This is a genomic window from Edaphobacter aggregans DSM 19364, from assembly GCF_000745965.1.
Taxonomy (GTDB): domain Bacteria; phylum Acidobacteriota; class Terriglobia; order Terriglobales; family Acidobacteriaceae; genus Edaphobacter; species Edaphobacter aggregans.
Genome location: NZ_JQKI01000014.1, coordinates 64,820 through 78,049, shown reverse-complemented (window position 1 = coordinate 78,049; position 13,230 = coordinate 64,820). Strand labels below are relative to the sequence as shown.

The following is a 13,230-nucleotide window of genomic DNA, read 5'->3' as shown; positions in this document are numbered from 1 at the left end:
GTCGGGGCATGTTGTTTAACCGCGTTGGATTTTGCGATTTGCATGGGAGAACGCTGGAGTTGACGGTCAACGGTGTGGCTCATCGCATGGAGGCGGGGGATATCGGAATCGTCGTCGCGGGTGACAAACACTATCTCCAGAATGCCGGAGACACGCCTGCGACCTACTTCGTGGTGGCCATTAGCCCCGGGAGCAGGTCGCGGAGTGCATAAAAAACAGATGTGGTGAGTTAGACGAGGGCTTTGGCGGATTTTACTGCATCAGCCACTCGATCGGAGACCGACTCGACGACATTGCTGGCCCGGTCTCCGGCGTTGTCGACTAAACGGGAGGCTTGCCCACGGGCGCGCTTGATGGCGTCCTGTGCCTCGTCGGTGAAGCGCTCAGCCTGAGCTTTGAGGTAATCGCCGGCGTCCTTGAGGTGTTCACTGGCGTCATCGACGGCGTTCTCGACGCCCCTGCGGAGCTTCTTGCGGGTGCGTTCCCCGCTCTGCGGGGCATAAAGGAGGGCGATCGCCGCTCCAGCGGCAACGCCAATGCCAAAGGCCAGCCAGTAGTTATTTGCTCTCATGTAGGAACCCTCTTTCGGCGCGACTAAAGTACGCACTTGTTTTTAAGATTCCCGGCTCCAGGCTTTGGTTGGTTTTGCGAGTGAATCAGCGGGGGTAATGACGAGGAGCATTCAGGGCGTCAAAACGGTTCGGAGTGAATGACTTGCTCAGGCTAGAGTCAGTTGAGAGGTGTCGTGTGAAGACTTTTCTGATTATTGGTGCCTTTATCGCAATGGCCGTGGCTCCTGCCTTTGCCGCGCTGAATGTGTTTACCGAGAAGAACCGGCTTTAGTGGTCTTTTGTCTTCAGCGATTCTGTCTTCAGCGATTCTGCCTTCAGCGATCGAGGCCAGCCAGTTCCCTTGCCTGAACGAAGATGCGGGTGAACATGGCGCGATCGAGGCGTCCAGTATTGGTGTTGCGCAGCGAGGGGTGGTAGCTGCAGAGCAGATGAATTCTATTGGGGAGCGTGTAGCTGACGCCGTGGGCGAAGCGGTAGGCGGACTTGCGCTCGATGATGCCCTGCGCGACGAGATGGGCGAGGTAGCCGTCGAAGGCGATCTTGCCGAGGCAGACGACGACGCGAATGCGCGTGAGTTGGCCGATCTCGGCGGCGAGATGGGTGGAGCAGTTGCGAATCTCCTGCGGAGTGGGCTTGTCGCCGGGCGGAGCGCACCGGACAACGGAGGCGATCCAGGCATTGCGGAGGCGGAGGCCGTCGTCGCGCGAGGCGCCCTCGGGCTGGCTGGCGAAGCCGGTCTCGTGGAGGACAGGGTACATGAAGTAGCCGGAGCCGTCGCCGGTGAAGGGGCGGCCGGTGCGGTTGGCACCATGTGCGCCTGGAGCGAGTCCAAGGATAAGGACGCGGGCGTGGGGATCGCCGAAGCCGGGAACGGGGCGGGCCCAGTATGTCTGGTCCTGATAGGCGCGACGTTTGGTTTCACCGATTCCTCTGCAGTAGGTTCGGAGACGCGTGCAGCGTTCGCAGGCGATGATGGATTCACGGACCCGGAGCAGGGGGAGAGGGAGGGGTTTGGCGGCGCGGCGTGTCACTTTATCCCATGATAGTGGCAGCGGACTATGACGCGCAGGCCTGCGCGGAAGGCGATGGTTTCCGTAGAATCTCTTCGGGCGGAAGAATACTGAACAGGTGGTGTGTTGGAAGATCCGAGACTGAGTCGAATGTATGTGGCGCTGGCGAAACAGCGCTTCAACGAATGGTGCATCCGCGTCTGGCAGGCCACCGTGGTGCGTTCCGGGGTAGTAACGATGGCCGTGCTGGCTCTGCTGCTGGTGGGGCTGGCTTTTGTATGGCGCGAGCATAAGAGAGGACGCTTTGCACTGCTGAAGGCTGAGATGAAGCGGCCAGTGCCTCCTCGCGTGCCGCCTCCTCCGCAGCCCGGCGGACAGGACGCGATCGTTCTGGAGCGTTCGCAGATCGAGGGCGGGACGCAGCCGGAGTTTCTTTCGGCGACGCTGCTGCCAGGACGGGGCATGAATGTGCTGCAGATCAAGGCCTTCGTCCCGCAGAAGGGCGAGGTGCAGCTGCTGGCCTCGCCAGCGATGGACGAGGCAGCCAAGCGGATGAGCGGCAAAGGTGCGGACGCGAACGGCTGGGCGAGCCTGGCGATGGGAGGGGCGATCGAGGCGCCGTGGGCGGGCAGAATCTTTGGGACCCCCACGGACGGTGGACTGAGCGTGATGTGGAATGGGCAAACGCTTCATCTGCCTGCGGAGCGGTCCAACGGCGCAGCAGTCGCGCGTGGAGGCCTGCTGCTGCGGCGCGCTTCGACGACGGTGAAGACAACGGCGATGCCGGATGGCGGCGAGGCGGACGCGGTCTACGATACGGGCAGCTTTGATGGAGACTGGCCGTCGGGAATGCAGCTGGCGACGACAGTGCAGTTGAGCAGCCGCGCGCTGGAGATGCGAGTCGTCGCTCATAACACGGGCCGGGAGCCTCAGCCCGTGGGAATCGGCTGGCGGCCACGCTTCGCAGTGCTGAATGGAGACCGGGGAGGCCTGATGCTGCGACTTCCCAGCGCGACACGCACCGAGATTCGTGACCGGCACACTGGCCTTCCGAGTGGAAGGCTGCTCCCTGTGGCCGGGACCGAGTACGACTTCAGCGGGCGGACGGGAGCGGCGCTGGGCGGGCTGAGTCTGGATGATACGTTCGTTCACCTGCGGCAGGCACTGCTCGATAGCGGCCCGGTGGCCGAGCTGCGGGATCCAACAGACAACTACGGGCTGCGCATCACGATGCTGAGCTCGTCGATCAAGGCGGTGCACGTCGAAGCTCCGGCGGGCGCCGATTTCATCACGATTGCGCCCCGGCTCAACTACGATGACCCCTTCGGCCGGGAGTGGCCTAAGGACGAAGATACCGGGATGGCAGTGCTGCAGCCGGGCCAGTCGGCGCAGTGGAGGATACGGCTGGAGATCTTTTCGCTGACCTCGAGCGGCGGGGATCGGCTTTGAGGCCGCCGGGAAGGATTGATGCCGCGACCGAGACTTGTCCGGGCTGTTTGACCCTCCGCAACGAAGCCTCGTACAGTAGTAAGGAGGCGCGTGCCGCGCGGTCCCGGGCAAGACGAGCGACCGCGGCATAATTTCGCGCGACCCATTGGAAGGCATGGATTTGACCCCGACAGAGACGACAGAGACGAAGACGACTGCCGAACAGCAGTCGGAAGCAGCACACACGCACGCCCACGACCATGAGCACGACCACGAGCACACGCACGGCCCGACGCTGAACCCGGAGTTGACGCGCGAGATTGAGGTGGAGGTGACCGCGGATGAGGTCTCGAAGACCTTCAAGGGCGTGGTGAAGCGGTACCAGAAGCTGGCTCGGATTCCCGGCTTCCGCGCGGGCAAGGTTCCGGAGTCGCTGGTGCGCTCGAAGTTCGCCAAGGAGCTGCGGCAGGAGGTTCTGGAGAGCCTGGTGTCGGAGCGATTCCGCAAGGCGATCGACGAGCAGCAGCTGCGTCCGATCTCGGAGCCCCAACTGCTCGACCTCCAGCTTCACGACGGGCAGCCCCTGAAGTTCAAAGCAGCCTTTGAGGTTGCTCCTGAGATCAACATCTCCGGCTACGACGACGTGAAGGTGACGCGGCCTGAAGTCACGCTGACCGAGGACGAGTATCAGGCTGAGCTGAGCCGCATCCTGGATAGCCACGCGACGGTCGAGCCCATTGAGGAAGAGCGCGCACTGGTCGATGGAGACTGGGCAGAGATCCAGTTCAAGGGAGAGGTGAAAGACCTGGCCCAGACGGTGACCGAGCAGGGCGTTGAGAGCGTGAGCAAGCACGAGCCGATTACGGGCGAGGATGTTCTGGTCGAGATCGGCGGTAAGAACACGCTGCCGGCGTTCAACGATTCTCTGCGCGGAGCGAAGCCGGGACAGGAGATGACCTTTGAGGTGACGTATCCGGCCGAGTTTGGCGAGCCCCGCCTTGCCGGCCAGACTGTGAGCTACGACGTGACCGTCAAGGCCATCAAGAAGAAGATCTTCCCGGAGCGCAACGAGGAGTTCGCCAGGCAGCTGGGCAACTACGAGAGCTGGGAAGAGTTTGAGACGAAGCTGCGGGAGATGGCCGCGGACCGCAAGAAGAGCGCGCTCGAGAGCCAGGCCCGCGACCGGATGCTGGACGAGCTGGTGCAGAGGTTCCAATTCCCTGTTCCCGAGTCGTTCGTGCAGCAACAGGTGGATGCGCGGCTGGACCGCGGCCTGCGTGCGCTGGCCCAGCAGGGCATGACCGCCGAGGCGATGCGCCGGCTGGACTTCGGCAGCCTGCGCGCAGCCCAGCGCGACCAGGCGCTGAACGAGGTGAAGGCATCGATGCTGCTAGACAAGATCGGCGAGGCCGAGAAGATCGAGATCTCGGGCGACGATCTGGATCGCGAGCTGCTGATGCTTTCGCTTCAGTCGCGCGAGCCGCTGGAGGCATTGCGCGAGCGGCTGCAGAAGGACGGGGGTCTTGATAGGATTCGTGAGCAGATGCGCCGCGAGAAGACTGCAAGCGTGCTCTACGAGAAGCTGGCCTCGTAAGAGTAATCCCCTCAGCTCACAACCTTGGTTCAACGACACGGTTCAACGATTAAAAGAAAGAGAGCGTTATGGGACTGGTACCGATGGTGATCGAGCAGACGAGCCGGGGCGAACGCGCCTACGACATCTACAGCCGTCTGCTGCGCGACAACATCATTTTCCTGGGAACTCCGATCGACGACAACATTGCCAATGTCATCATCGCGCAGATGCTGTTTCTGAGCGGCGAAGATCCGGAGAAGGACATTCAGCTGTACATCAACTCGCCGGGCGGCTCGATCACGGCGGGACTGGCGATCTACGACACGATGCAGTACATCAAGAACGATGTGGTGACGTTCTGCATCGGCCAGGCCGCTTCAATGGGTGCCTTCCTGCTGATGGCGGGCAAGAAGAACAAGCGGTTTGCGCTGCCGAACTCGCGCATCCTGATTCATCAACCGTCGATGGGTGGATTGAGCGGACAGGCAACGGACATCGACATTCATGCGCGCGAGATTCTGCGCATACGCGAGATCACGAACAAGCTGATGAGCGCCAGCACGGGCCAGACGCTGGAGCGGATCGAGCGGGACGTCGAGCGCGACTTCATCATGACGGCTCCCCAGGCTAAGGAGTACGGCATCATCGACGACATCATCGACCGCCCGCGCACGTAGGCGGCTGTTCGGAGACAAAGAGTGAGCCCGGGCTGCGGTCCGGGCTTTCGCTTCTGTGAAGCTCTTTGCACGTTTCGTAATCAGGTTGGATACTGCCGTAACGTATGCCGCCGGGCTTATCGTTACAAACGGGTGTAAACTGATATCAGTCATCGCACCACCAGGAGTCGTCGCAACTATGAAAACATCACGGGGCTCGGAAGAATCGCTTCGCTGCTCGTTTTGCCATAAGTCGCAGGATGCTGTTGCCAAGCTAATCTCTTCTCCGTCCGACTATCCCCGGGCCTACATCTGCGACGAATGCGTGGCAGTGTGCAACTCGATTCTTGAGGACGACCGTACGGAGGCGCAGCCTGGCGCCGCGCCGGCTCACCTTCCGAAGCCCCAGGAGGTGAAGGCGTTCCTGGACGAGTACGTGATTGGGCAGGACACCACGAAGAAGAAGCTGGCAGTTGCGGTCTACAACCACTACAAGCGCATTCAGATGAACAAGACGCGCGGCAATGAAGTGGAGCTGGCGAAGTCGAACATCCTTCTGGTGGGGCCGACGGGCTCGGGCAAGACGCTGCTCGCGCATACGCTGGCCAAGATGCTGGACGTGCCGTTTGCCATCGTCGACGCGACGACGCTGACCGAGGCCGGCTATGTGGGTGAAGACGTCGAGAACATCATCCTGAAGCTGCTGCAAGCCGCCGACGGCGACGTGGCGCGAGCGCAGTGCGGGATCATCTACATCGACGAGATCGACAAGATCGGACGCAAGGACGAGAACCCCTCCATTACCCGCGACGTCTCGGGCGAGGGCGTGCAGCAGGCGCTGCTGAAGATTCTCGAAGGCACTGTTGCCAACGTTCCGCCGCAGGGCGGACGCAAGCATCCGCACCAGGAGTTTACGGCGGTCGATACCACGAACATCCTGTTCATCTGTGGTGGCGCGTTTGTGGGACTTGAGAAGGTCATCGGGCGGCGCGTGGGCAAGAAGGCACTGGGCTTCCGAGCAGTGGCCGATCCCGACGTGAAGGACGGCGACGTGACGCCGATCCGCGCGCAGCGCGACTCTGAACTGCTGCGTCAGGCTGAGCCGCAGGATCTTCTGAAGTATGGCCTGATTCCGGAGTTCGTCGGACGTCTGCCGGTGATGGGGATTCTGGATGAGTTGGACGAGGCGGCGCTGATCGAGATCCTGACCAAGCCTCGGAACGCCATTCTGAAGCAGTATGCGAAGCTGTTCGACTTCGAGGGCGTGAAGGTGACCTTCTCCGACGAGGCTGCGCGGGCGATCGCTCGCGAGGCGCTGATGCGGAAGGTGGGCGCTCGCGGCCTGCGGATGATCATCGAGGAGCTGATGCTCGACCTGATGTACCACGTGCCGGGTAACAAGAAGGTCAAGGAGATCGTGATCACCGAACCGATGGTGAAGAACCGCGACCTGACGCTGCCGATGCTTCTTGAAAAGGCCGGCTAAGGCACGAGGGATTCCGCAGCTTCTGTCCGCATCTCTAACACCCGATATCGTCAGCAGGGGACATGAGAGATTTACATCGAACGCTGAGGACGATCCTTCGGCATCCGCTCAATGAATCCGATAAACGTGCGGCGCTGACGCGATACCTTCGATGGCAGCTTGGTAGCCGGCTGGTGCCTGGCCCCGTACTTGTTCCGTTTGTCAATCAAACGAAGTTAATCGCCGCTCCCGGAATGACTGGCATAACGCAGAATATCTACTCCGGTCTAAGTGATTTCGTCGAGTGCGGGTTCCTGCTCCACGTTTTGCGAGAGAGCGATCTGTTTGTAGACGTCGGCGCCAATGCCGGCGTTTATACGGTGCTGGCCTCCGGAGCTGTGGGCGCCTCCGCCGTGACCATCGAACCGGTTCCCGAGACCTTTGCCCGGCTTACCGCAAACCTTCGAGTAAACAATATCTGCGACAAAGTCGAAGCCCACAATATCGGGTTGGCCCGCGAAGAGGCTATGCTGCGTTTCACCGCCGAGCACGACACCATGAATCACATTATCAATGATGAAAACTGGACAGGTCCTTCGATCGACGTTCCGGTCTCGACCCTGGACAAAGTTCTGAACCAGCGTGGACCGAAGCTCATTAAGATTGATGTGGAAGGCTGGGAGGCCGAGGTGCTTGCGGGGGCAACGAGTACCTTGCGTCATCCTTCTCTGCTGGCTTGGATCGTTGAGATGAACAGCTCCGAGGAACAATTCAGCGCAAACGAGCTTGCAGTCCATAACTGCCTGGGTGAAAGCGGCTTTTTACCGCACTCGTACGATCCCAGGACACGCAAGCTGGAGTTGTTGCCCTCAAAGAGCCGTGAGACCTGCAATACAATCTACGTCCGCGACGTTCAGCAGGTCGCTGACCTTGTTGCCTCCGGAGCGTCCTTCCAACTCGGGAACAGAACGTTCTAATCGATTGATTCCCGGGCACCCCTGTCCTGCTTTCGCCACAGCACCGGTATGCCATTTTGGTTCGTTGAAGTTGTGGTGTTGGAAGGTAATTAAAAGCATTACAATCACCTGAAACCGGACGCGTGCATCATTGTCGCGATTCGAGCGTCTAATCGGGGAGAACTATGACGAATCCATCCAAAGAAACGTTGAGCGGCGGCACACTGAAGCTTCCGATGATGCCCATCCGCGACATGGTCATCTTCCCCTACATGATGACGCCGTTCGTTGTCGGCCGCGAATCGAGCGTCCGGGCGCTGGAGGAGGCGCTCTCCGGCGACCGGAAGATCTTCCTGGCGACGCAGCATGATGCTTCAGTGGACGAGCCGAACGCAGAGGACATCTACGCGACGGGCACGATCGGCAACATCGTGCAGAGCGTAAAGATGCCGGACGGCAACATCAAGGTTCTGGTGGAAGGCGTCGAGCGTGCGCGCGCGACTGAGATTAACGACTCCGACGGCTTCTTCGTGGCGACAGTGCGCACCGGAAAGACTCAGCTTGAGTTGACCCCGCAGGTAGAGCAGTTGATGCAGCGGGTTCACTCGCTGTTTGAGCAGTACGTGAAGCTGCAGCAGTCGTTGAACTACGAGACGATGGCCGCAAGCGTTCGCTCGGATGAGCCGGCGAAGCTGGCCGACACAATTGCAGCTAACCTGCAGCTTCCGATCGAAGAGAAGCAACAGCTCCTTGAGGTCTTCGATCCGGAGCAGCGGTTGGCGCGCGTGGGCGACGTGCTGGACCTGGCGATCGAAAAGCTGAACATGGACCGCACCATCCAGTCACGCGTGAAGCGGCAGATGGAGAAGGCGCAGAAGGAGTACTACCTCAACGAGAAGATCAAGGCCATCCAGAAGGAGCTGGGCCGCGGCGAGAAGTCGGAGTTCGACGAGCTGAAGAAGAAGATCGAGGCCGCCGGAATGCCGAAGGACGTGCTAGACAAGTCGCTTCAGGAGCTGAAGAAGCTCGAGGCGATGCCTCCGATGTCGGCCGAATCGACGGTCTCTCGCAACTACCTGGACTGGCTGCTCGCCGTGCCGTGGAAGAAGCGCTCCAAGGAGATTCGCTCGATCGAGCACGCCGAAACGATCCTGAACGAAGATCATTATGGGCTCGAGAAGATCAAGGAGCGCATCCTCGAGTTCCTCGCGGTACGTCAGCTGGTGAAGAATCCGAAGGGCTCGATTCTCTGCTTTGTCGGGCCTCCTGGCGTGGGCAAGACTTCGCTGGGCATGTCGATCGCGAAGGCGACCGGACGCAAGTTCGTCCGCATGTCGCTGGGCGGCGTTCGCGACGAGGCTGAGATTCGCGGCCACCGGCGTACCTACATCGGCGCCCTGCCTGGTCAGATCATCCAGTCGATGAAGAAGGCGGGGACGAAGAACCCGGTCTTCATGCTGGACGAGATCGACAAGATGGCCTCGGACTTCCGCGGCGACCCCGCGAGTGCCCTGCTTGAGGTGCTGGACCCGGAGCAGAACACCTCGTTCCAGGACCACTATCTGGACGTGGAGTACGACCTCTCGCAGGTGCTGTTTGTCGCGACCGCGAATGTGCTGCATACGATCCCCGGCCCGCTGCAGGACCGCATGGAGATCCTGCGGCTGCACGGGTACACGGAGCTTGAAAAGCTGGAGATCGCCAAGCAGTATCTTGTGAAGAAGCAGCGCGAGGCGACGGGACTGAGCGAGGAGCAAATCGTCTTTGAGAACGATGCGCTCAAGCAGATGATTCGCTCGTACACCCGCGAGGCCGGCGTGAGAAACCTGGAACGCGAGATCGGCAACGTTTGCCGCAAGGTGGCTCGACGCGTTGTGAAGAACGGGCCCAATCACCAGGAGAGCGTGACGCCGGACAATCTCACGGAGCTTCTGGGCGTGGCCAAGTTCCGCGACTCGCAGGTCCACGAGAAGAGCGAGGTCGGGCTGGTGACGGGCCTTGCATGGACGGAGGTTGGTGGTTCGATCCTGCAGACAGAGGTTCAGGTGCTGGACGGCAAGGGCAAGCTGACGACGACAGGACAGTTGGGCGACGTGATGCAGGAGTCGGCCCATGCCGCACTGAGCTACATTCGCTCGCGCGCGCACCAGCTTGGGCTTGCGAAGGACTTCTATCGCAACGTGGATATTCATGTGCACGTGCCGGAGGGAGCGATTCCGAAGGACGGTCCGTCGGCCGGCATTACGCTTGCCACCGGGCTTGCCAGCGCGCTAACCAAGATCAAGGTGCGGCGCGATATCGCAATGACCGGCGAGGTGACGCTGCGCGGCAAGGTGCTGCCGATCGGTGGTCTAAAAGAAAAGCTGCTGGCGGCGCATCGCGCGGGAATCTTCGAGGCGGTTCTTCCCGAAGAGAACAAGAAGGACCTGGCCGATCTGCCGGAACTTTTGAAGACAAGCATGAAGCTGCACTTCGTCGAAGACATGGACCAGGTTCTGCAGATCGCGCTCGAGGGCAAGCTGCCGGAGTTGAAGGAAGAGGCGCCGGAGGCTCTGCTTACGAGCAACATCGACCTGCCGCAGCCGGCTGCACACCAGCACCAGTAGAGCCATCAATCTCATCTCGAAGAAGGGCGAGTCACGGGCTCGCCCTTCTTTATTGCTATGGCCGCAGTTCGAGGGAGCCGCTTCGGTTGGCGACTAAACTGCGCGCTTGCCGCTGATGAAGTGCATGACGATGGAGAGGATCGCAAACAACAGCAGGAGGTGAATCAGGAGTCCAGCCGTCTTGAACATCAAAAAGCTACAGATCCAGACGATGAAGAGAACGACAGCGAGGATGAGAAACATTGCAGATTCCTCTTTCTGAGAGGGTGCCCAGAACTCTTCTAACAGGTGGCAGAACGCCTCTCGATAAGAGACGAAGGAGCCACGATTCGTTGCCCCGGCCAATCCAGTGCTCTGAGGCTCGAGAGATAACGCCCTCTCCTCGACAGGCATCTACTGAAAAGAGAGGTTTGGATTACGATCTTGCGAACACGAGGATAATTTCATGCTAATTCTGCTTATTATTCTGCTCGTGCTTGCCTTTGGGGCATTTCCGACGTGGCCATACAGTCGTAGCTGGGGATACTATCCCAGCGGCGGATTGGGACTCATTCTACTGATCGTGTTGATCTACATGCTCTTGAACCGCGGCTTCTGATTCGGGGTCGGCGGCAAGGGTATCCCTGCTGCAAATGACAAGGCGCACCTCGCGCGAGGTGCGCCTTTACTCTTCCAGGAATTAACGCGATCCGCCGGCGATCGATGGGATGAGCATGACCTCATCGCCGTCCTGGAAGGCGTAGGTCTCGCCGCCGAGAAAGCGGATGTCCTCATCGTTGACGTAGATGTTGATAAAGCGGCGCAGCTTGCCGTCTTCGCCCTTTATCTGTGTTGCGAGCGCCGGGAAGGTCTTGTCGATGTCGGCGAGGAGACCGGGAAGGTTTTCGGCAAGGGAGTCGAACTGCTTGCGTCCAGCGGTGTGACGAGTGAAGGCGGTCGGGAGCGTTACTTTGATTGACATGAATTAATTTCCTCCTGCTGCTACCAGCTCGGTCTCTGCTATGCCGTCGAGTTCGCGAAGGTAAGAATCGAAGTCGGCGAGACGCGGCCGGACGGCCCGCTGCTGCTCGTAGTGTCCCTGGAGCGCGTCGGTGGTTTTGAGACCGTTGCCGGTTATGCAGCTTACGGTGAGTTCGTCGGGCGAGATGCGGCCGTGCGCGTAGAGGCGTGCCGTGACTGCCGTGGTGACGCCGCCGGCGGTCTCGGTGAAGATGCCCTCGGTCTCGGCGAGCTCCTGGATACCGGAGACGATCTCGACGTCAGAAACATCCTCGGCCCATCCGCCGGTCTGTTGAATCATCTTTGCGGCGGCGGGGCCGTCCGCGGGGTTGCCGATGGCGAGCGAGCGGGCGATGGTGTTCGGGCGCTGCGGCTCGATGAAGTCGAGGCCGTGCTTGACCGCCTGCGAGATGGGGGAGCAGCCGGTGGCCTGCGCTCCGAAGAAGCGAACCGGCTTGTCCTCGACGAGGCCGAGGTAGATGAGCTCCTGGAATGCCTTGCGGATCTTGCGAATGAGCGAGCCACCGGCCATTGGGACAACGACGTTGTCGGGAAGCCTCCAGCCGAGTTGCTCGGCGATCTCGTAGCCGACGGTCTTTGAACCTTCCGCGTAGTAGGGCCGTAGATTCACGTTGACGAAGCCCCAGTTGTACTCGTCGGCGACGAGCGTGCAGAGGCGGTTGACGTGATCGTAGTTGCCGTCGATACGGACGAGCCGCGCGCCGTAGACCTGGGTGTTGAGAATCTTCGCGGCCTCGAGATCGGCGGGAACCAGGATGCATGCCTTGAGGCCGAGACGCACAGCCTGCGCGGCAACCGAGTTGGCGAGATTGCCGGTGGAGGAGCAGCCGACGGTCTCAAAGCCGAAGCCCTGAGCGTTGGCGAGAGCGACCGAGACCACGCGATCCTTGAAGCTGAGTGTCGGGAAACAGACGGCGTCGTTCTTGACGTAGAGATTGGAGGCGCCGATGCGCTTGCCGAGATTCCTTGCCTTGACCAGTGGGGTGAAGCCAACGGGAAGATCCGGTTCAAAGCCCCTGGGAAGCGGAAGCAGCGCTGCGTAACGCCAGATGTTCGCCGGGCCGGAAGCGATGGCCTCGCGCGTGAAGATGCCGCGTGCGGAGTCCAGGTCGTAGACCACTTCGAGGGGAGCCAGGCAGTCCGGGCAGGCTGAAAGCGGCTGGTTGCCGAATCTCTTGCCGCACTCGTTGCACTTAAGCTCGTATGCTGTCGAGGTACAGGAATAGCTCATTACGCTCTCTCCAGTGTGGAGGAGGAATGAAATCTGTGACGTCTCTCGATGGAATAACTACATATGCGTCGGCATATGCAGTCCGGGTGGACTGAGGATCGCGGGGCTACATGGGGTATGCCCCTCGAATCTCATGTTCCCTGTTTCCAGGAGAGAGTTGACACCGGTCGCCCGAAATAATGGTTTCAGGCCGGTTGTCGTGGCGTCACAGGGCTCGTCCCTCAACCACTCTTCATGAAATTCGCGCCTGGGAGGGAAGATAGTCTTCCGCCAGACTGAATGTATCAGTTTTAGCACATGCTTGGGCCCACCGCAAGGATGTCCGGGTCATGATTCGTGGCTACCGTTGCCCGTTGAATATCTCACGCACGCCGCCTACAAACGCGGCCGGATCAAACTCGGTACGGAGAATTTCGTCAGGGCAATCGGTCTCGATGGCAACGCGCCAGTTGCAGACGAACGCTACGCGTTGGCCGGGTTGCGCTGTCTTGATCTCGGAGCAGATGTGCTCGGCATCGGGAATTCCGGAGACTCCCTCAACGTCGATGAGCACCAGATCGTACGGCTTGGCCCAGAACATATTAAGGCCTTCTGTGGTGCTTAGAGTTGAGTCGACGTCGAATCCCGAGATGCGAAGAATCTGATCGCGCAAGGGCCTTAACATCTCGCGGTGACACACGTGAAGGATTGAGGGTTTGGCAGAGTTCGTT

14 protein-coding genes and 1 riboswitch are annotated in these 13,230 nt (G+C 60.4%); of the genes, 8 read left to right on the top strand and 6 right to left on the bottom strand.

What is annotated here, in order from left to right; all coding sequences use genetic code 11:
- Positions 1-8 precede the first annotated feature (8 nt).
- Positions 9-212, top strand: a complete 204-nt coding sequence (locus Q363_RS06870) for a cupin domain-containing protein (RefSeq protein ID WP_035348914.1) — start codon at positions 9-11, stop codon at positions 210-212.
- A 17-nt stretch (positions 213-229) separates the two neighbouring features.
- Here Q363_RS06870 and Q363_RS06865 read toward each other — a convergent pair whose 3' ends face one another.
- The gene (locus tag Q363_RS06865; RefSeq protein ID WP_035348912.1) at positions 230-571 is read right to left on the bottom strand and encodes a YtxH domain-containing protein; all 342 of its coding nucleotides are present in this window, start codon (positions 569-571) and stop codon (positions 230-232) included.
- 315 nt (positions 572-886) lie between these two features.
- Positions 887-1,603, bottom strand: a complete 717-nt coding sequence (locus tag Q363_RS06860; RefSeq protein ID WP_051978475.1) for a uracil-DNA glycosylase — start codon at positions 1,601-1,603, stop codon at positions 887-889.
- A 105-nt stretch (positions 1,604-1,708) separates the two neighbouring features.
- Between Q363_RS06860 and Q363_RS06855 the strand changes: the two genes are divergently transcribed.
- From Q363_RS06855 to lon, 6 genes are all read left to right on the top strand, one after another.
- Positions 1,709-3,031, top strand: coding sequence for an aldose epimerase family protein (locus tag Q363_RS06855; protein ID WP_245632068.1), 1,323 nt, complete (start codon positions 1,709-1,711; stop codon positions 3,029-3,031).
- 154 nt (positions 3,032-3,185) lie between these two features.
- Positions 3,186-4,604, top strand: coding sequence for a trigger factor (tig, locus tag Q363_RS06850; RefSeq protein WP_051978474.1), 1,419 nt, complete (start codon positions 3,186-3,188; stop codon positions 4,602-4,604).
- Positions 4,605-4,672: 68 nt separating this feature from the next.
- The gene (gene clpP, locus Q363_RS06845; RefSeq protein WP_035348909.1) at positions 4,673-5,263 is read left to right on the top strand and encodes an ATP-dependent Clp endopeptidase proteolytic subunit ClpP; all 591 of its coding nucleotides are present in this window, start codon (positions 4,673-4,675) and stop codon (positions 5,261-5,263) included.
- A 178-nt stretch (positions 5,264-5,441) separates the two neighbouring features.
- Complete coding sequence (clpX, locus tag Q363_RS06840) at positions 5,442-6,728, top strand: ATP-dependent Clp protease ATP-binding subunit ClpX (protein ID WP_035348908.1); 1,287 nt, start codon at positions 5,442-5,444, stop codon at positions 6,726-6,728.
- Between the two features lie 62 nt (positions 6,729-6,790).
- Entirely contained in the window at positions 6,791-7,684 is an 894-nt protein-coding gene (locus Q363_RS06835) for an FkbM family methyltransferase (protein ID WP_035348906.1), read from the top strand.
- Between the two features lie 164 nt (positions 7,685-7,848).
- A complete protein-coding gene (gene lon, locus Q363_RS06830; RefSeq protein WP_035348905.1) occupies positions 7,849-10,269 on the top strand; it encodes an endopeptidase La in 2,421 nt (806 codons plus the stop codon).
- A gap of 93 nt (positions 10,270-10,362) precedes the next feature.
- On the opposite strand, the gene Q363_RS40220 is transcribed toward lon, so the two are convergent.
- Complete coding sequence (locus Q363_RS40220) at positions 10,363-10,512, bottom strand: lmo0937 family membrane protein (protein WP_157466590.1); 150 nt, start codon at positions 10,510-10,512, stop codon at positions 10,363-10,365.
- A gap of 202 nt (positions 10,513-10,714) precedes the next feature.
- Between Q363_RS40220 and Q363_RS37865 the strand changes: the two genes are divergently transcribed.
- Positions 10,715-10,867: a DUF3309 domain-containing protein gene (locus Q363_RS37865; RefSeq protein WP_035348904.1), complete on the top strand. Its 153-nt coding sequence runs from the start codon at positions 10,715-10,717 to the stop codon at positions 10,865-10,867.
- An 81-nt stretch (positions 10,868-10,948) separates the two neighbouring features.
- On the opposite strand, the gene Q363_RS06820 is transcribed toward Q363_RS37865, so the two are convergent.
- The 3 genes from Q363_RS06820 to Q363_RS06810 form a co-directional block, all read right to left on the bottom strand.
- Entirely contained in the window at positions 10,949-11,230 is a 282-nt protein-coding gene (locus Q363_RS06820; protein WP_035348903.1) for a MoaD/ThiS family protein, read from the bottom strand.
- Between the two features lie 3 nt (positions 11,231-11,233).
- Positions 11,234-12,520 (bottom strand): threonine synthase, encoded by a 1,287-nt coding sequence (gene thrC, locus Q363_RS06815; protein WP_035348902.1) that lies wholly within the window; start codon positions 12,518-12,520, stop codon positions 11,234-11,236.
- A 128-nt stretch (positions 12,521-12,648) separates the two neighbouring features.
- Positions 12,649-12,761, bottom strand: a riboswitch (SAM riboswitch).
- 99 nt (positions 12,762-12,860) lie between these two features.
- Complete coding sequence (locus Q363_RS06810) at positions 12,861-13,172, bottom strand: response regulator (protein ID WP_245632067.1); 312 nt, start codon at positions 13,170-13,172, stop codon at positions 12,861-12,863.
- Positions 13,173-13,230 lie beyond the last annotated feature (58 nt).